Below are 17407 nucleotides of genomic sequence, written 5' to 3'. Positions count from 1 at the left end.
CTTCTCTCTTCTTTCACGTTTAAGGATTACAACCGTAAGTCAGACTCACGATCAAATGGGGCGAATACTCTCTTCATCCAGATCGGCGTCGAAGAACCGGCGCAGGGTCTGAATGTTGTTATCCGCAATAATCGCCTCGCGCGCCTGCGCGAGCTTTTCTTCATAAATAGCCTGGCGCCACTCGAGCGGCGTTTTCACTGCCGGATTATCATCTTCAATGATAGTCAATTCAACCGGCGCCCCCTGTAATGCGGTGAGCGCCTCCGCCAGCGCCTTTTGCGCGCCAGGAGAATTGAGGTGCCGCTGACCCGGACGCAGGTGCAAACGCACCTGATTGCCGTCCTGCTCTTTCCAGGCATTCAGCGCAACCTGCTCAACCAGCTTCGGCAGCTGGAGTTTGCTGACCTCGGCGGCCCAGGCGTCGCGCGCAATAGACTCTTCGGCAAGCTTCGCGGAAAGCTCCGGCGTTTTCTCATGCTCCAGTGCCTTTTTCAGCGCTTTCGGCGTGGCGACCACTTCCTTCACCTCTTCGGTGATGGTGGTTGCCTTCCAGCGGTAAGCCTCTTCTTTCACCTGGGCTTTCTGCTCGAGCGCGGACGGTGCAGGACGCGACTGCACGCGCTCCGTTACCGAGGCCAGTCGTTCAAGCGCGGCGTTGTTCACCGGCCGCGCTCTTGCAGGCGCTGCCGGTTCACTCTTTTTTGGTTTGGTTACTCCCTGGGCACGCTGCAGCTGGCTGCGTGCGGCAAGCACCGAACTGGTGGCATCCGACAGCGGCACGTTTTGCTGCGGCGGCGGTGTCGGCTGCGGTGGCACCTGCTGCGGCGACATCACCGCCGTAGGGGCGACCGGCGCGAAAGACTGCCGCGGCACTTCTGGCTCCGGCAATGGCATGCGCGGGTGGAACGCCAGCGCGCGCAGCAGCGTCATTTCAACGCCCATTCTGGGGTCCGGCGCGAACGGTAGCTCTTTGCGGCCAATCAGCAGCGTCTGGTAGTACAGCTGCACGTCGGCAGGCGGCACGGTGCGGGCAAGCTCACGCATCCGCTGTTCGATAGCGGCCATATCCGCGCCGATGGCGGACGGAGAAAGCTGCAGCATCGCCACGCGGTGCAGCAGGCTGAGCATCTCGACCAGCAGCCCTTCCCATTCAATACCCCGGGCAGCGGCCGCATTCACCTGCGACATCACGCGTTCGCCGTTGGCGGCAATCATCGCTTCGATAAGCGACAGCGCCTGATCGTCATCCAGCGTGCCGAGCATGGTGCTGACCGCCTCGGTGGAGAGCTTGCCGTCACCGCTGGCAATCGCCTGGTCGGTCAGGCTGAGCGCATCACGCAGGCTGCCGTCCGCCGCGCGGGCCAGCAGCTGCAGGGCGCGCGGTTCGTGGACAATTTTCTCTTCATCAAGAATGTGCTCAAGCTGAGCGCGGATCTGCTCAACGTCCAGCGCCTTCAGGTGGAACTGCAGGCAGCGTGACAAAATCGTGACCGGCAGCTTTTGCGGATCGGTGGTCGCCAGCAGGAACTTCACGTGCGCGGGCGGCTCTTCCAGAGTCTTCAGCAGGGCGTTAAAGCTGTGGCGCGACAGCATGTGCACTTCATCGATCAGGTAGACCTTGAAGCGACCGCGCGCCGGGGCGTACTGCACGTTATCGAGCAGATCGCGGGTATCTTCCACTTTGGTGCGCGAGGCGGCGTCGATCTCGATCAGATCGACAAAACGCCCCTGCTCGATCTCCCGGCAGTTATCACACACGCCGCACGGCGTGGCGGTGATCCCGGTTTCGCAGTTAAGACCTTTTGCCAGCAAACGGGCAATAGAGGTCTTACCGACGCCGCGGGTGCCGGAAAAAAGATAGGCGTGATGGATGCGACCTAGCGACAAGCCGTTCGCCAGGGCCGTCAGCACATGTTCCTGACCGACAACGTCAGCAAAGGTTTGTGGTCGCCATTTACGGGCTAACACCTGATAACTCATGGGCAGGCTCTGCAACGCTGGAAGGTGAATTTATGGAGGGGAATGCTATCACAACCTCACCCATTGAGCGAGGTTGTGAAAACCGGGATTAATGGCCCGGGAAAGGCACCAGGCTGTAGCTGGTAATACCCTGTTTTTCCAGGCGCTGTTCACCGCCGAGATCGAACAGGTTGATGATGAAGGCCGCGTCGGTCACTTCCCCACCCAGACGACGGATCAGCTTCACGGTCGCTTCAATGGTACCGCCGGTTGCCAGCAGATCGTCGACCACCAGCACCTTGTCACCAGGCTTGATCGCGTCAACGTGGATCTCCAGCTGATCGGTGCCGTACTCCAGCTCATAGCTCTCAGCAATGGTTTCACGCGGCAGCTTGCGCGGCTTACGCACCGGCACAAAACCCACGCCCATTGCCAGCGCAACCGGTGCGCCAAACAGGAAGCCACGGGCTTCGGTACCTACTACTTTGGTGATCCCGGCGTTTTTATAACGCTCGACCAGCAGTTGAATGCTGAGCGCGTACGCTTTCGGGTCTTCCAGCAAGCTGGTGACATCACGGAAAAGAATGCCAGGCTTTGGATAGTCCTGGATGCTTTTGATGCTGTTTTTCAGATATTCAAGCTGCTGTGCAGTTGCGGTCATCGGTTTTGCCTAAATGAAACAGTGTTACTCACAGCGCGCAACGAGTCGGCCAAGGCAACAATTGTTTAACCTTTGACCAGGCGCACCTGTGCTCGAAAACGGTCGAATTTACTGGCTGTGCGCAATAATTGCAACAGCCATGATAAGGCTTCAGTGCTTTTGTTGCTTTTCATCAACCACGGGGATCCGCCACATGAAGATAAGCAGGCAGGAGAGGATCGCCAGCAGCAGAATGCGTACCCACATCATTTTCACCAGCCATAATGAAATAGCGAAGGTGGTAAGGATCACCGCGATCGCGCGCGGCTTCGCGCCGGGCGGCATGGCCCGGTGTTTTTGCCAGTGCCGCAGATAGCCGCCAAACCACGAGCGATAGAGCAGCCAGTGGTGAAAACGCGGCGACGAGCGGGCGAAGCACCAGGCCGCAAGCAGGATAAACGGGGTGGTCGGCAGCAAGGGTAAAAACACACCCAGCGTGCCAAGCACTACCGCGAGCCAGCCAATGATGATTAAAATAGTACGCTTCATAATGCGAATCGTTATCAAACTGAACGGCTACTTTACCACTGGAGAGCGCCTTGAAAACAGCACTGCTTCTTGAGAGGCTGCAAAATCAGCTCATTGCTCTGCGGGAGCAGGCTACACCGCTGATGGGGCACGCCACGCTGAAACCGCGCTTTGACCGGCAGCTTTTTCGTGCCCGCAGCACCGTCATTCAGGATTATCTGGCGGAAGCGCAGACCAACCTCGACGAGCTTCGCCATGCGGTTGAGAGTGAACAGCAGGAACAGGTGGCGTGGCTCGCAGAGCATCTCACAGAGCAGATCACCGCTCTGCATCGCGAAATCGCCGCCTGGCCGCTGCGCGCCTGGGACAGCGCCTCGCCGGGGCTCGGTAAATGGCAGCGCAAGCGGCTGGAGAACCAGGAGTTTGAACGTAGGCTGTTTGAGATGAAGCGCGAGCGCGAGACGCGGCTGAACAACAGTGAAACGCTGGAAGAGCAGCAGCTATTGATGCGCGAGATTAGCGCGCTGGAAGGACGTATCGTCCGCTGCCGTCAGGCGCTGGATGAGATTGAGCGCGTCATTGAACGTTTGACCCGTTAACAGGAGCCACACCCATGTCACTGGAAAATGCACCCGATGAGGTCAAGCTGGCCGTCGATTTGATTATGCTGCTGGAGAATCATGAGATCCCCGCCGAAACGGTGCTTAAAGCTCTGGACATCGTGCGGCGGGATTTTGAAGCAAAGGTGAAGGCCTGTTGCCCTCACCCTAACCCTCTCCCACAGGGAGAGGGAAAAAAATAGATTACGCCGGAGTCGGATCGTCACCCTTAATGTCGCGCTTCACTTCCGTATGCTCATCACCTTTCTCGTTACGCAGGTGAACCTCGAGCTGGTTGAAGGCGATATTAATATCGTTTTCACGACACAGACGATCGATAGAACGGTTGAGTTCATCCACCGTATAGCTGCGGTCGCGCAGCTCGCGCACGTATAAACGCAGCTCGTGATCCAGCGTGCTCGGCCCAAAGGTGGTGAAGAAGACCGCAGGGGCCGGATCGTGCATCACTTTCGGATGTTCTGACGCCGCCTTCAGCAGCACCTCTTTCACCTTCTCCAGATCCGATCCATAGGCAACGCCCAGGCGGATCACCACGCGCGTCACCGTATCGGAGAGCGACCAGTTGATCAGACGCTCGGTCACGAACGCTTTGTTCGGGATGATCACCTCTTTGCGATCGAAGTCGGTGATGGTGGTGGCGCGAATACGGATCTTGCTGACCGTACCGGAGAACGTGCCGATGGTGACGGTATCGCCGATACGTACCGGACGTTCGAACAGGATGATCAGGCCGGACACGAAGTTACCGAAGATCTCCTGCAGGCCAAAACCAAGACCGACCGAGAGGGCCGCCGCCAGCCACTGCAGTTTATCCCATGAGACGCCAAGCGAGCCAAAGACCGTCATCGCCCCAACAATAATGATCACGTAGTTGAGGATCGTGGTAATGGCGTAGGACGCTCCCTGGCGAAGATTCAGACGTGACAGGAGCAGCACTTCGAGCAGGCCTGGCAGGTTGCGGATCAGCGCCCAGGCTACCACCGACGACACCAGCGCAAACAGCAGGCTGCCCATGGTCACGCTTTTCATGACCGCCGCGCCCGCTTCGGTACCGTTGTATTGCCAGAGGGTAATACTGTCGAGATAGGCGAAAACGGTAATAAGATCGGACCAGATAGCCCAGAACACCACCGCAAACAGGGCGATCATCACAAGCATGGTGATACGCAGCGTCTGCTGGTTAACCTGCTCCAGGGCGATGGTCGGCTCTTCCTGCGGCTCCGCGCCCTCGGCCCCCTCTTTCACCTGATGCTGACGACGCGCGATGGCACGGCGATAGGCAATGCGGCGGGCCGCGACGCTTAAGCCGCGCAGCACGGTCTGATAGAGCAGGTTCCAGACGATCACCAGATAGACCGTTTCAATCCAGCGCCCGGAAAGGCGCAGCGTGGTATAGAAGTAGCCCGTTGCCGTCAGCACCATCAGCGCCAGCGGAATGATCGCCAGCACCGTCACGGTGGCCAGACGAATATTGTGGGACTCTTTATCACGCCAGCTGTCGCGGCACATCGGCCACATCAGGATCGCAATCAGCAGCAGGTTCAGCAGGATGACCAGCTGGCCCAGCACGTCATCCATCAGGTGCAGCGGAGAAAGCTCAGAGACAACCGACCAGAAGTGCAGCGGCAGGAGCGCCAGGCTGATGCGCACGATCTGACGACGCCAGTGGCTGGTCAGCTGCGCAGGCATGTTGAAATGACGCACCGCCACGCCGTCTTTTTCCAGTACCTTCCAGCACACGCCAAACACCAGCCAGAATAGCGCCAGTTTTTTACTGAACGCCCACAGCAGATCGCTGACGTTGAGCTGCATGGTGAGCAGAATCAGCCCCACAGCCAGAATAATCAGGCACACCGGCAGGGCGCGGATGAGATCGATAAGAATCGCTTTTGGCGTGTGGAGCTGGCTATCGTTGCGCAACTGCCCCACTTCGGAGGCCAACTTCTCCTGATATTTTTTCAGCCAGCCCAGACGCCAGCGGATCAGGCCGGCAATCAGCAGCAACGGTAAACCGGCCAGGAAAGCAATCATTACCGCAGGCCAGGCTTTCTCCCAGTTTACGGTGATCTTCATGCTCTTAATCTGTGTTTTCAACGTCTCCGGGAAGGATTTGACCCAGTCCCAGTCCATCGGTTTGTTGCTGTTCACCCAGAAAATCTGCTGGGTCAGGATCTCCTGCAGACTTTTCGAGACGCTCACCAGCTGCTGCTGGTTGATTTGCAGGTTAATGGCCATCATCAGCTGGTTGCCCAGCTGTTTGTTGAGCTGGTCCAGCAGCTCGCGACGCATATCGACGACCTGGAGCAGCGCGTCGTGCACTTCCGGGTTCACGTCGCTGGAATGCCCCTCTTCAATTTTGGCGACAAAGGTATCGCTCTGGAAAAGGGCATCGCGCTGCTGGTTGACGTCAAACTGTTCCAGACGTAAATCCGCGATGCGATTGGTCATGTCCTCCAGCTCATCGGCGGACGGGAGCGTCTGCTGCTGCTGGTAGAGAATACGCGACAGCAGGAGGCTGCCCTTCAGGACCGCAATCTGCTCTTTAATGTTGCGCTCAGCCTGCAGCGCGCGATCCAGCCAGTTCTTCACTTTGATATTTTGCTGAACCAGCGAGTTGCCGTTTTCCGTCGCCAGTATCAGGCGCTGGCTCAGCTGGTGGTTGGCCTCGAGCTCCTGTTTCACCAGCGGATTCGCCTGAATGCGGGCGGTTTCGTCCGGCGATACGGCCTCCTGGGCGGTTTTTTCCGTTAACGTCAGGCGTTTGCTGTTAACCGCTTCCTGCAGCAGCTGAAGCTGGTGTTCGAGGCGATTAATATTCGCCGTCACGTAATCACGCTGTTTCTGCAGCGTGTCCTGCAGCACCGTGTTCCCTTCCAGGCTTTTACGCTGCTGTTCGATCTGCGCATTGAGCAAGGTCTGCTGAACCAGCAGCAGGGTTTGCTGCGTCGGGCGCAGCGTACCTTCGCCGACCGTCGTGCCGTTCAGACGGTTGCGGATTTGCTGCAGCTGCTGAGACGCGGCGTACATCGCGTTTTGCACGCGCTCGGGCTGGGTCTGCAGCGAGACAAGCTGGCTGTTATAGGTAGCGAGATCCGACTGCGCGGTTTGCAGATCGTCGAGCAGTTGCGCGACGCGGGACTCCAGCTGGCGTAAGGAGAGCGTCGAGAGCGTCTTGCGCGTCTCGTCGTCGTTATCCACATCGCTGAGGGCATTCAGCGCATCGGTGGCCTTACGCATGTTTTCAGGCGCCTGCGCCACCTTCTGACGAAGCTGGACGGTTTCTGCTTTGATGCGTTCAATTTTATCCAGCGTTTCCAGCGTTTCCGTCAGATCCTGCTGGACGAGTTTCTCCTGAGGAGAGAGATCTTTTTGTTTGTTCAGCGTGTCGAGCTGCGACTGAACATCGCCGCGCGAGGGAATATCGTTGCTGTTATCGGCGCGGGCCCAGGTCAGCGGCGCCGTAGCGAAGAAAAACAGCATCGCAAAGAGCAATGCAAAAACAGGATGTTGCGAGCGATTGATGGGCAGCATAGTTGTGAATGATGTCAGAAGATGACCGAAAATAGTCCGGCGTGAAGAATATCACGCTCGCTGAAAGCAGAATAGCGCGAACGTTATCCTCTGAGATAAATCCTGGAGAGGGATCAGGCCGTTAGCGAAGGCGCGTCGCTGCGCAGCGTGGGGCAGAGCTGTAGCATTTCCAGTAAAATCGCCACGTAGCTGCGGGCTTCCTCTTTAAGGTCAAAGGATTGCGGCGCGAAAAGCCAGTTTTCCATCAGACCTGAAATGTAGCTGCGCATCAGGATTGCCGCCCGTCGGGTCAAGAGATTGGCCGGTAATAATTTTGCCTGCATACACAGGTTCAGATTCTGTTCAATACGATCATAGCTCTCCAGGCTAAGGCTGCGTTGCGCCTGCTGCACCACCGCCATCTCGCCCACGAACTCGCATTTATGAAATATAATCTCCATCATTAATCTGCGACGTTCTTCAACTACCGTTGCTTCAAGGATATATACTAATATTTCTCTCAATACTGAGAGTGGATCGTCAGGGAATTTTGCCCGATACTCACTCTCGAGATCGCTAATGCTGGACTCTGAAAGCTCCCAGATTTCACTGAACAGATCTGACTTATCTTTAAAATGCCAGTAAATCGCTCCTCGCGTCACACCGGCAGCCTGAGCAATCTGCGCCAGCGAGGTGGATGAAACACCCTGCTGCGAGAACAAACGTATTGCCACATCCAGAATGTGTTGTCGGGTTTCCAGCGCTTGTTGTTTAGTTTTTCGTGCCATAGGTGGGTGAATTTACAGGAGTCAGATTTACATACATTTGTGAATGTATGTACCATAGCATGACGATAATATAAACGCAGCAATGGGTTTTTAGACTCAGGACCCTTGATCAATTTGAAATCGGACACTCGAGGTTTACATATGAACAAAAACAGAGGGTTAACGCCTCTGGCGGTCGTTCTGATGCTCTCAGGCAGCTTAGCGCTAACAGGATGTGACGACAAACCAGCTCAACAAGGAGCTCAGCAGGCGCCAGAAGTAGGCGTCGTGACGCTCAAATCTGAACCTCTACAAATTACCACCGAATTACCAGGCCGTACCAATGCTTACCGCATTGCGGAAGTGCGTCCTCAGGTCAGCGGCATTATCCTGAAGCGTAACTTCACCGAAGGTGGTGATGTGAAAGCCGGTGAGTCTCTGTATCAGATTGATCCAGCAACCTATCAGGCCTCTTATGAAAGTGCGAAAGGTGACCTGGCGAAAGCACAGGCCGCGGCCAAAATTGCTCAGCTGACGTTGAACCGCTACCAAAAGCTGCTCGGTACCAAGTACATCAGCCAACAGGATTACGATACCGCCCTGGCAGATGCACAGCAGGCTAACGCGGCCGTGGTGGCAGCCAAAGCGGCCGTCGAAACCGCGCGCATTAACCTGGCCTATACCAAAGTGACCTCCCCTATCAGCGGTCGCATTGGTAAATCTTCCGTCACGGAAGGGGCGCTGGTGCAGAACGGTCAGACCAATGCGCTGGCAACCGTGCAGCAGCTTGATCCGATCTACGTTGACGTGACGCAGTCCAGCAACGATTTCCTGCGCCTGAAACAGGAGCTGGCAAACGGCACCCTGAAACAGGAAAACGGCAAAGCCAAAGTGGAGCTGATTACCAACGACGGTATTAAGTTCCCGCAGGAAGGTACCCTGGAATTCTCTGACGTGACGGTCGACCAGACCACCGGTTCCATCACCTTACGTGCGATTTTCCCGAACCCTGACAAAAATCTGCTGCCAGGTATGTTCGTTCGCGCGCGTCTGGAAGAAGGAACGAATCCAACCGCACTTCTGGTTCCACAGCAGGGTGTGACCCGTACGCCACGCGGCGATGCGAGCGCGCTGGTTGTTGGGGCTGATGACAAAGTCGAAACGCGCAATATCACCGCCACCCAGGCGATTGGCGATAAATGGCTGGTGACGGAAGGTCTGAAAGATGGCGATCGCGTGATTGTTACTGGTTTGCAAAAAGTTCGTCCTGGCGCGCAGGTTAAAGCACAGGAAGTGAAATCTGACGATAAACAACAAGCTTCGGCCGCTGGCCAGTCAGAACAAACCAAGTCTTAACTTAAACAGGAGCCGTTAAGACATGCCTAATTTCTTTATCGATCGCCCCATATTTGCGTGGGTGATCGCCATAATCATCATGCTGGCCGGGGGACTTGCGATCCTGAAGCTGCCTGTCGCGCAATATCCAACGATTGCGCCACCGGCGGTGACAATTTCCGCAACCTACCCGGGGGCTGATGCGAAAACGGTGCAGGACACCGTCACCCAGGTTATCGAACAGAACATGAACGGTATCGATAATCTGATGTACATGTCCTCAAACAGTGACTCCACCGGTACGGTGCAGATCACCCTGACCTTCCAGTCAGGTACGGATGCTGACATCGCGCAGGTTCAGGTGCAGAACAAACTGCAGCTGGCAATGCCTTTGCTGCCGCAGGAAGTACAACAGCAGGGTGTGAGCGTCGAGAAATCGTCCAGTAGCTTCCTGATGGTTGTCGGCGTTATCAACACCAACGGCACCATGACGCAGGAGGATATTTCCGACTACGTGGGCGCCAACATGAAGGACGCCATCAGCCGTACTTCCGGTGTGGGTGACGTGCAGCTGTTCGGTTCCCAATACGCGATGCGTATCTGGATGGATCCGAACAAGCTGAACAACTTCCAGCTAACCCCGGTTGACGTGATCAGCGCAATTAAAGCGCAGAACGCCCAGGTAGCGGCCGGTCAGTTAGGCGGTACACCGCCGGTGAAAGGCCAGCAGCTTAACGCCTCGATCATCGCGCAGACCCGTCTGACCTCTGCCGATGAGTTCAGCAAAATTCTGCTGAAAGTGAATCAGGACGGTTCGCAGGTTCGCCTGCGCGACGTGGCGAAAGTTGAACTGGGCGGTGAGAACTACGACATCATCGCGAAGTTTAACGGTAAACCGGCTTCCGGTCTGGGTATCAAACTGGCGACAGGCGCGAACGCCCTGGACACCGCCACGGCGATCCGCGCAGAGCTGAAGAAGATGGAACCTTACTTCCCGTCAGGTCTGAAAATCGTTTACCCGTACGACACCACGCCGTTCGTTAAAATTTCGATTCACGAAGTGGTTAAGACGCTGGTTGAAGCGATCATACTCGTCTTCCTGGTCATGTACCTGTTCCTGCAAAACTTCCGCGCGACGCTTATCCCAACGATTGCCGTGCCGGTGGTATTGCTCGGGACCTTTGCGATCCTGTCGATATTTGGCTACTCGATAAACACCCTGACAATGTTCGGGATGGTGCTCGCCATCGGCCTGCTGGTTGATGACGCCATCGTCGTGGTCGAGAACGTCGAGCGTGTCATGGCGGAGGAAGGTCTGCCGCCGAAGGAAGCGACCCGTAAATCAATGGGTCAGATCCAGGGCGCGCTGGTCGGTATCGCGATGGTGCTGTCTGCGGTATTTATCCCGATGGCCTTCTTCGGGGGCTCCACCGGTGCGATTTACCGCCAGTTCTCCATTACCATCGTTTCCGCGATGGCGCTGTCGGTGCTGGTGGCGTTGATCCTGACGCCTGCGCTGTGTGCCACCATGCTGAAGCCTATTCAGAAAGGCGGTCACGGCGAGCACAAAGGGTTCTTCGGCTGGTTTAACCGCATGTTCGATAAGAGCACGCATCACTACACCGACAGCGTGGGCAACATCCTGCGCAGCACCGGTCGTTACCTGCTGCTCTATATCATCATCGTGGTGGGCATGGCCTTCCTGTTCGTTCGTCTGCCAAGCTCGTTCCTGCCAGATGAAGACCAGGGCGTGTTCCTGACGATGGCACAGCTTCCGGCGGGTGCTTCGCAAGAGCGTACTCAGAAAGTGCTGGATGAAGTGACGGACTACTATCTCACCAAAGAGAAAGACAACGTTGAGTCCGTATTTGCGGTTAACGGCTTTGGCTTTGCGGGTCGTGGTCAGAACACCGGTATTGCCTTCGTTTCTCTGAAAGACTGGTCTGAACGTCCGGGCGAAAAGAACAAGGTTGAAGCCATCACCGGCCGTGCAATGGGCACCTTCTCGCAGATTAAAGATGCGATGGTCTTCGCCTTTAACCTGCCAGCGATTGTTGAACTGGGTACCGCGACCGGCTTCGACTTCCAGCTGATTGACCAGGGTGGCCTGGGTCACGAGAAGCTGACGCAGGCGCGTAACCAGCTGTTTGGTGAAGTCGCTAAACACCCTGACCTGCTGGTCGGCGTGCGTCCAAACGGCCTGGAAGATACGCCGCAGTACAAGATCGATATCGACCAGGAGAAAGCCCAGGCGCTGGGCGTATCCATCAGTGACATCAATACCACGCTGGGCGCAGCCTGGGGCGGTAGCTACGTTAACGACTTCATCGACCGCGGTCGCGTGAAGAAAGTGTACGTGATGTCAGAGGCGCAGTACCGTATGTTGCCTAACGATATCAACAACTGGTTCGTGCGCGGCAGCAATGGTCAGATGGTCCCGTTCTCGGCGTTCTCAACCTCACGCTGGGAATACGGTTCGCCGCGTCTGGAACGCTATAACGGTCTGCCATCGATGGAAATCCTGGGTCAGGCCGCACCGGGCCGAAGCACCGGTGAAGCCATGAACCTGATGGAAGAACTGGCAAGCAAACTGCCTTCGGGTATCGGCTATGACTGGACCGGTATGTCCTATCAGGAACGTCTGTCCGGTAACCAGGCCCCTGCTCTGTACGCCATTTCACTGATAGTGGTCTTCCTGTGTCTGGCGGCGCTGTACGAGAGCTGGTCGATTCCGTTCTCCGTTATGCTGGTGGTTCCACTTGGGGTTATCGGAGCGCTGCTTGCGGCAACGTTCCGTGGACTGACCAACGACGTTTACTTCCAGGTAGGCCTGCTGACAACCATTGGCTTGTCGGCGAAGAACGCGATACTTATCGTTGAATTCGCCAAAGATCTGATGGAGAAAGAAGGTAAAGGTCTTATTGAGGCGACGCTTGAAGCGGTTCGTATGCGTCTGCGCCCAATCCTGATGACGTCGCTGGCGTTCATCCTCGGCGTACTGCCGCTGGTTATCAGCTCCGGTGCGGGCTCCGGCGCGCAGAACGCGGTAGGTACAGGCGTGATGGGCGGTATGGTTACCGCGACCGTACTGGCTATCTTCTTCGTACCGGTGTTCTTCGTGGTGGTTCGCCGCCGCTTTAGCCGCAAGAATGAAGATGTTGAACACAGTCATTCGGTAGAACCTCACTGATACCGGTTCCACATGATAAAAAGGCCGCATTAGCGGCCTTTTTCTTTTTCAGAAAAAATCATAAATTACGCTTATTGTAGTTCTATTTATTTTCTGTCATCTTAAATAGACATATCATAATTAACTGATAACTTAATCGGTGAATTCAGAATTTTTTTAATTTCATTTCCCCGCTTAAGGTATTAGGAATATTCCTAATAAGACGTTCGTACATAGATAAGTCTGAATCTGAACTTTTCTCATCATTTTTGCTAAGCCGATGAAACGTAAGGAAGGGATAAAACCCCGTCGTTAATTTGGATAAAAACGTTGAGTCCAGGGTGACCATTTGCGTACACGCTCCCAGCCTGCGGTTTTTATTTGTAATTTTTCGTAATAGCGCGGTGAAATCCAGGAAGGAGTGGCTTATAGTTAGGTTATCAGGAACACAGCACTCATGTAGCTAAGTCAGTTGTATCCATCCCGACAATGATGTTCGGTGAGTAAGAAATCACTCAGAAGGGGATGCGCTATGGACGAGTACTCGCCAAAAAGGCATGATATCGCGCAGTTGAAATTTCTCTGCGAATCCTTGTACCATGACTGCCTTGCCAATCTTGATGAAAGTAACCATGGCTGGGTAAACGATCCAACGTCTGCCATCAATTTACAGTTGAACGAGCTGATAGAGCATATCGCAACCTTCGCACTTAATTATAAAATTAAGTACAATGAAGATAATAAGCTCATTGAGCAAATTGATGAATACCTGGACGACACCTTTATGTTGTTCAGCAGTTACGGCATTAACGCTCAGGATTTGCAAAAATGGCGTAAATCGGGAAATCGGCTATTCCGCTGTTTCGTCAACGTGAGCAGAGCTAACCCGGTTAGTCTTTCCTGTTAAAATTATTACAATTACTAAGGTGAATTTATGTCTGATAAACCACTCACAAAGATCGATTATTTGATGCGCTTACGACGTTGTCAGTCAATTGACACGCTTGAGCGCGTCATCGAAAAGAATAAATACGAGCTTTCTGATAATGAACTGGCGGTATTTTATTCAGCCGCTGACCATCGTCTTGCTGAGCTGACAATGAATAAGCTGTATGACAAAATCCCTACTTCTGTGTGGAAATTTGTCCGTTAATCTTTGAAGGGTGTCTGTAGAGTTCTACGCCTCGTTCTGAGTATTTACCTATCCCGTTATGCTCCCTGTGCCCAGGCCAGGTCTCCGTGTAAAACGTGTTCATCAGCAGCAATGTTGTGACGTCAGTCACATCGGCTTTTCGGGAACGTTCCCCTTCTGGCCTGTTCCGATTACCCTTCGGTAATCACATCCAGAGAGGTTTCCAATGAGCTTAGAAAAACAGAAAATGATTGCCGGTGAACATTACCGCCCCGGCGATGAGACGTTACGGGCTGACCGACTGCGGGCCCGCCATCTGGTTTACCGCTATAACCACACCGCGCCTGATGAAAAAACAGAACGCCAGAACATTCTGGCGGAACTTCTGGGACAAAGCGCAGGCGCTTATATTGAGCCGAGCTTCCGCTGCGACTATGGATATAACATTTATCTGGGCAAAAACTTTTACGCTAACTTCGACTGCGTGATGCTGGATGTCTGCCCTGTTCATATTGGCGATAACTGCATGCTCGCGCCGGGTGTTCATATTTATACGGCTACCCATCCCCTGGACGCGGAAGAACGAAACAGCGGCGTGGAGTTTGGAAAACCCGTCAATATTGGCAATAACGTCTGGATTGGCGGCCGGGGCGGTCATTAACCCTGGCGTCACCATTGGTGATAATGTGGTCGTGGCCTCCGGCGCCGTCGTGACGAAAGACGTCCCGGCTAACGTCGTCGTTGGTGGCAATCCGGCAAAAATCATCAAAACGCTGTGAGGTTGCGGGGAGTCAACTGTTATGGTCTTTTAGCGCCAGACTGTTACTTTTTTCAGCCTGATGGCTCCCCTAAAATTGGCAGACACCCTGTATTGTCAACTCTCATGAAGGCAAAAAATGACCGAGATACAGCGCCTGCTTACCGCCACCATCGACGATCTTAACCTCCGCGAAAAGCGCGATAATCGCCCGCGCTTTAGCATTAGCTTTATTCGCAAACATCCCGGGCTGTTTGTCGCCATGTATGCCGCCTGGCTGGCAACGCTTATTGTGATGCTGAAGTCCGAAACGCTGGTGGACTCCGTCTGGCTGCTGGTTGTACTGTTTGTCGTCTTTAACGCCTTTTTCTTTTTCGACGTGAATCCGCGCTACCGTTACGAAGATATCGACGTGCTCGATTTCCGGGTCTGCTATAACGGCGAATGGTACAACACGCGTTACGTGCCAGAGGAGCTGATCGAAAACATCATGCATTCACCGGCGGTAGAAGCCGGGCAAAAAGAGAAGCTGCAGAAAATGGTCTCTACCAAAGGTCAGCTCTCTTTCTATGATGTCTTTACCCTTTCCCGCCCTGCTGCTGCGTAATTAACGTCTGCAGACGTCGGATCCCCGGCGCAAACTGAGAAGCAGGGGTATTGCCGTAACCTAAAACCAGACCGGTTTGCCCCTGCTTCGCCTCCAGGTAGTACCCGCTCAGTGCAGCGGGTGCCAGCTGAAACGCCCTCGCCTGCTCCACCATTCTCTGATCGTCAATACCGTCTATTGCCAGCGTCAGATGCATCCCGCCTTCGCCAGCGAGAATACGGTGCGGCGTATTAAGCTCTGCGCCCAGCACTTCCCGCAGCTGTCGGTAACGCTTACGATAAAGACGACGCATGGAAGCCAAATGACGGGCATAGTGCCCCTCCTCAATAAACCGCGCCAGGGTACGCTGCTCCGCACGATGCCCCCCGCGCAGCAGCGAGCCGATGGCCGGATGCGCAGCTTTCGCCAGCGCTGGCGGTAACACCATGAACCCCACTCTGAGCGACGGAAACAGCGTTTTACTGAACGTCCCCAGATACACAACGGGCGCGTTAGCGACCATTCCCAGCATCGCCGGTACGGGCTCACCGGCATAGCGAAACTCGCTGTCGTAATCGTCTTCAATGATCCACGCGTTGTGCTGCCGTGCCAGCTCCAGCAGCGCCAACCGCCGCCGCGCGCTGAGCACGCTCCCGTAAGGGAACTGATGCGAAGGTGAGGTAAAAATCATTGAGGGCGCAGGCGCATCCAGCCCTTCCCAGCACATTCCCTCGTCATCAACCGGTATTCCCGTCATTGCCAGGCCAGTTTTAACAAACGCACTCTTTGCCCCGCTATAACCGGGGTTTTCTACCCAGGCGACATCGCCAGGCTCGCTTAACAGCATCGTGCAGAGGTTGACGCCCTCCAGCGCTCCTTCGGTTATCACAATCTGGCTGGCGTCGCAGTCGATACCGCGGGACAGGGCGAGATGCCGGGCAATCGCGGCACGCAGCGACGGCTCGCCGGCCGGGTCGCCATAGCCTAACAGGGCACTCCCCTCCTCGCGCAGGACGCGATCGTACAATCGCCGCCACAGCGGCAAGGGGAAATAGTTAATGGCAGGCGTTCCCGGCGTAAACGCCATCACCGGGGTGTCGCGCGGCACGGGGGCGGGCAGCAAGGCGACCCGTTTTGTCAGCCTGACGTCAGGATCCGACAATGTCCGGGCAATCGTACGATGAGCGAATTGCCCCACCCGCGTACCCTGACGGTTACGCAGCAAATAGCCTTCGAGCGTGAGCTGGTCCAGCGCCGCATTGACGGTATTTCGGGAAACCGAGATCTGCTGCGCCAGCGTTCGCGAACCGGGCAGCTGGCTGCCGGACCGAAGCCTTCCGCCCAGTATGGCCTCCCGCAAAGCAAGATAGAGCGCGCGCTGAAGCGTCTCCTGCCCACGCTTTTTCAGGGCAGCATGGAGCAAAGCGTAAAGCTCATCACCCGGTATATTCATCTTCCCTCCTTTTGGTACCAGAAAAACATAGCCTGGTGGTTCTTTTTAAGGAACCAGCAATTCACTAATCTGGAGATCTTTTCAACGTCATGGAAATAAAGATGAATACATTCAATGCGTTTGGACAGCCCGTAGGCGAAGCCCTTATCGACTGGCAGCCTCGTCCGCACCCGTCCCGGGTGGTCCTTCATGGTCACTATTGTCGGCTTGAACCGCTGCGCGTGGAGCATGCCCACGCGTTGTTCTCCGCCTATTCCCTGGCCGAGGATACCCGCAGCTGGACGTGGCTGCTGCGTGAACCCGATGCCACCGCAGAGGAGTTTGCCGAATGGGTGGCGAGCGTAAGTGAATTATCCGACCCCATCCACTTTACCGTTATCGATAACCGGACCCAGTCCCCTGTCGGGACGCTGTCCCTGATGCGGATCGATCCCAAAAACGGGGTCGTGGAGGTGGGGCACGTTCACTTCTCACCGCTTTTAAGCCGCACGCCAGGGTCGACAGAAGCGCAGTATCTGCTGATGCGGTATGTGTTCGATACCCTGGGCTACCGGCGTTATGAGTGGAAGTGCAATAGCCTGAACGAGCCTTCCCGCAAAGCGGCGCTGCGTCTGGGCTTTCAGTTTGAAGGTCGCTTTCGTCAGGCGCTGGTTATAAAAGGCCGTAACCGGGATACCGACTGGTTTTCGATTCTCGACAAAGAGTGGCCTGCGCTGGCGAGCGCCTTTGAAAGCTGGCTTGCCACCGACAATTTTACTGCCGATGGCAAACAGATTAGATCCCTGGAAAGCTGGCGAGAAACGCGCGTTTAGCGTCTTTTTTTACGTCCCTGAACCGCCTTAAAGCGCGGATTAGATTTGCAAATCACGTATAAGCGTCCCTTGCGTTTGACTATCTGGCAATCCGGGTGACGCTGCTTCGCACTGCGTAATGAGTTAAGTACCTGCATGG

15 protein-coding genes, 1 pseudogene and 1 other annotated feature are annotated in these 17407 nt (G+C 55.3%); of the genes and pseudogenes, 9 read left to right on the top strand and 7 right to left on the bottom strand.

The genetic code is table 11. From position 1 onward, the window contains the following. Positions 1–51: 51 nt before the first annotated feature. From dnaX to LA04_RS03335, 3 genes are all read right to left on the bottom strand, one after another. Positions 52–1980: a DNA polymerase III subunit gamma/tau gene (gene dnaX / locus LA04_RS03345; protein ID WP_047650458.1), complete on the bottom strand. Its 1929-nt coding sequence runs from the start codon at positions 1978–1980 to the stop codon at positions 52–54. Continuing rightward, positions 658–722: a sequence feature (DnaX frameshifting element), on the bottom strand. (Overlaps the previous gene by 65 nt.) Positions 1981–2068: 88 nt before the next feature. Further along, positions 2069–2620: an adenine phosphoribosyltransferase gene (gene apt, locus LA04_RS03340; RefSeq protein ID WP_047650457.1), complete on the bottom strand. Its 552-nt coding sequence runs from the start codon at positions 2618–2620 to the stop codon at positions 2069–2071. A 150-nt stretch (positions 2621–2770) separates the two neighbouring features. Beyond that, complete coding sequence (locus tag LA04_RS03335) at positions 2771–3148, bottom strand: DUF454 family protein (protein WP_047650456.1); 378 nt, start codon at positions 3146–3148, stop codon at positions 2771–2773. Positions 3149–3198: 50 nt separating this feature from the next. Between LA04_RS03335 and priC the strand changes: the two genes are divergently transcribed. Together priC and rsmS are read left to right on the top strand one after the other, a co-directional pair. Continuing rightward, positions 3199–3726, top strand: coding sequence for a primosomal replication protein N'' (gene priC / locus LA04_RS03330; protein WP_047650455.1), 528 nt, complete (start codon positions 3199–3201; stop codon positions 3724–3726). A 14-nt stretch (positions 3727–3740) separates the two neighbouring features. Further along, positions 3741–3929, top strand: a complete 189-nt coding sequence (gene rsmS, locus LA04_RS03325; protein WP_047650454.1) for a pleiotropic regulatory protein RsmS — start codon at positions 3741–3743, stop codon at positions 3927–3929. A 1-nt stretch (position 3930) separates the two neighbouring features. Here the strand turns inward: rsmS and mscK are convergent, their stop codons facing one another. Both mscK and acrR read right to left on the bottom strand, forming a co-directional pair. Beyond that, complete coding sequence (mscK, locus tag LA04_RS03320; protein WP_047650453.1) at positions 3931–7278, bottom strand: mechanosensitive channel MscK; 3348 nt, start codon at positions 7276–7278, stop codon at positions 3931–3933. Positions 7279–7391: 113 nt separating this feature from the next. Further along, on the bottom strand, positions 7392–8045 hold the full coding sequence (gene acrR / locus LA04_RS03315) for a multidrug efflux transporter transcriptional repressor AcrR (protein ID WP_023310602.1): 654 nt from the start codon (positions 8043–8045) through the stop codon (positions 7392–7394). Positions 8046–8186: 141 nt separating this feature from the next. Here acrR and acrA point away from each other — a divergent pair, with 141 nt between their 5' ends. The 6 genes and pseudogenes from acrA (at position 8187) to LA04_RS03285 (ending at position 15024) form a co-directional block, all read left to right on the top strand. Next, positions 8187–9380 carry a multidrug efflux RND transporter periplasmic adaptor subunit AcrA gene (gene acrA, locus LA04_RS03310; RefSeq protein WP_029741963.1) on the top strand — a complete coding sequence of 398 codons (1194 nt, stop codon included), beginning with the start codon at positions 8187–8189 and terminating at the stop codon, positions 9378–9380. A gap of 22 nt (positions 9381–9402) precedes the next feature. After that, positions 9403–12549: a multidrug efflux RND transporter permease subunit AcrB gene (acrB, locus tag LA04_RS03305; protein ID WP_047650452.1), complete on the top strand. Its 3147-nt coding sequence runs from the start codon at positions 9403–9405 to the stop codon at positions 12547–12549. A 511-nt stretch (positions 12550–13060) separates the two neighbouring features. Next, a complete protein-coding gene (gene tomB, locus LA04_RS03300) occupies positions 13061–13435 on the top strand; it encodes an Hha toxicity modulator TomB (RefSeq protein ID WP_008499288.1) in 375 nt (124 codons plus the stop codon). 27 nt (positions 13436–13462) lie between these two features. Continuing rightward, entirely contained in the window at positions 13463–13681 is a 219-nt protein-coding gene (locus LA04_RS03295; protein WP_008499287.1) for an HHA domain-containing protein, read from the top strand. A gap of 205 nt (positions 13682–13886) precedes the next feature. Beyond that, positions 13887–14439 (top strand): annotated as a pseudogene (gene maa, locus LA04_RS03290) (maltose O-acetyltransferase). Positions 14440–14556: 117 nt separating this feature from the next. Beyond that, positions 14557–15024 (top strand): YlaC family protein, encoded by a 468-nt coding sequence (locus LA04_RS03285; RefSeq protein WP_023310598.1) that lies wholly within the window; start codon positions 14557–14559, stop codon positions 15022–15024. On the opposite strand, the gene pdxR is transcribed toward LA04_RS03285, so the two are convergent. Continuing rightward, positions 14996–16456 carry a MocR-like pyridoxine biosynthesis transcription factor PdxR gene (gene pdxR / locus LA04_RS03280; protein ID WP_047650451.1) on the bottom strand — a complete coding sequence of 487 codons (1461 nt, stop codon included), beginning with the start codon at positions 16454–16456 and terminating at the stop codon, positions 14996–14998. The two genes, LA04_RS03285 and pdxR, sit on opposite strands and share 29 nt — an antisense overlap. A gap of 101 nt (positions 16457–16557) precedes the next feature. On the opposite strand from pdxR, the gene LA04_RS03275 reads away from it, so the two are divergent. After that, positions 16558–17268 carry a GNAT family N-acetyltransferase gene (locus LA04_RS03275; RefSeq protein WP_047650450.1) on the top strand — a complete coding sequence of 237 codons (711 nt, stop codon included), beginning with the start codon at positions 16558–16560 and terminating at the stop codon, positions 17266–17268. Here LA04_RS03275 and ykgO read toward each other — a convergent pair. Continuing rightward, positions 17265–17405: a type B 50S ribosomal protein L36 gene (gene ykgO / locus LA04_RS03270; protein ID WP_003859006.1), complete on the bottom strand. Its 141-nt coding sequence runs from the start codon at positions 17403–17405 to the stop codon at positions 17265–17267. The genes LA04_RS03275 and ykgO overlap by 4 nt on opposite strands. Between the last annotated feature and the right edge of the window lie 2 nt (positions 17406–17407).

The sequence above is a fragment of the Enterobacter sp. UCD-UG_FMILLET genome, from assembly GCF_000762975.1.
Lineage (GTDB): Bacteria > Pseudomonadota > Gammaproteobacteria > Enterobacterales > Enterobacteriaceae > Enterobacter > Enterobacter dykesii.
This window is presented reverse-complemented; position numbering and strand designations above follow the sequence as displayed.

Excerpts from the sequence above, each read along its gene's own strand:
- dnaX (WP_047650458.1), bottom strand. The coding sequence starts at position 1,980 with ATGAGTTATCAGGTGTTAGCCCGTAAATGGCGACCACAAACCTTTGCT.
- apt (WP_047650457.1), bottom strand. The coding sequence starts at position 2,620 with ATGACCGCAACTGCACAGCAGCTTGAATATCTGAAAAACAGCATCAAA.
- LA04_RS03335 (WP_047650456.1), bottom strand. The coding sequence starts at position 3,148 with ATGAAGCGTACTATTTTAATCATCATTGGCTGGCTCGCGGTAGTGCTT.
- rsmS (WP_047650454.1), top strand. The coding sequence starts at position 3,741 with ATGTCACTGGAAAATGCACCCGATGAGGTCAAGCTGGCCGTCGATTTG.
- mscK (WP_047650453.1), bottom strand. The coding sequence starts at position 7,278 with ATGCTGCCCATCAATCGCTCGCAACATCCTGTTTTTGCATTGCTCTTT.
- acrR (WP_023310602.1), bottom strand. The coding sequence starts at position 8,045 with ATGGCACGAAAAACTAAACAACAAGCGCTGGAAACCCGACAACACATT.
- acrA (WP_029741963.1), top strand. The coding sequence starts at position 8,187 with ATGAACAAAAACAGAGGGTTAACGCCTCTGGCGGTCGTTCTGATGCTC.
- acrB (WP_047650452.1), top strand. The coding sequence starts at position 9,403 with ATGCCTAATTTCTTTATCGATCGCCCCATATTTGCGTGGGTGATCGCC.
- tomB (WP_008499288.1), top strand. The coding sequence starts at position 13,061 with ATGGACGAGTACTCGCCAAAAAGGCATGATATCGCGCAGTTGAAATTT.
- LA04_RS03295 (WP_008499287.1), top strand. The coding sequence starts at position 13,463 with ATGTCTGATAAACCACTCACAAAGATCGATTATTTGATGCGCTTACGA.
- LA04_RS03285 (WP_023310598.1), top strand. The coding sequence starts at position 14,557 with ATGACCGAGATACAGCGCCTGCTTACCGCCACCATCGACGATCTTAAC.
- pdxR (WP_047650451.1), bottom strand. The coding sequence starts at position 16,456 with ATGAATATACCGGGTGATGAGCTTTACGCTTTGCTCCATGCTGCCCTG.
- LA04_RS03275 (WP_047650450.1), top strand. The coding sequence starts at position 16,558 with ATGAATACATTCAATGCGTTTGGACAGCCCGTAGGCGAAGCCCTTATC.
- ykgO (WP_003859006.1), bottom strand. The coding sequence starts at position 17,405 with ATGCAGGTACTTAACTCATTACGCAGTGCGAAGCAGCGTCACCCGGAT.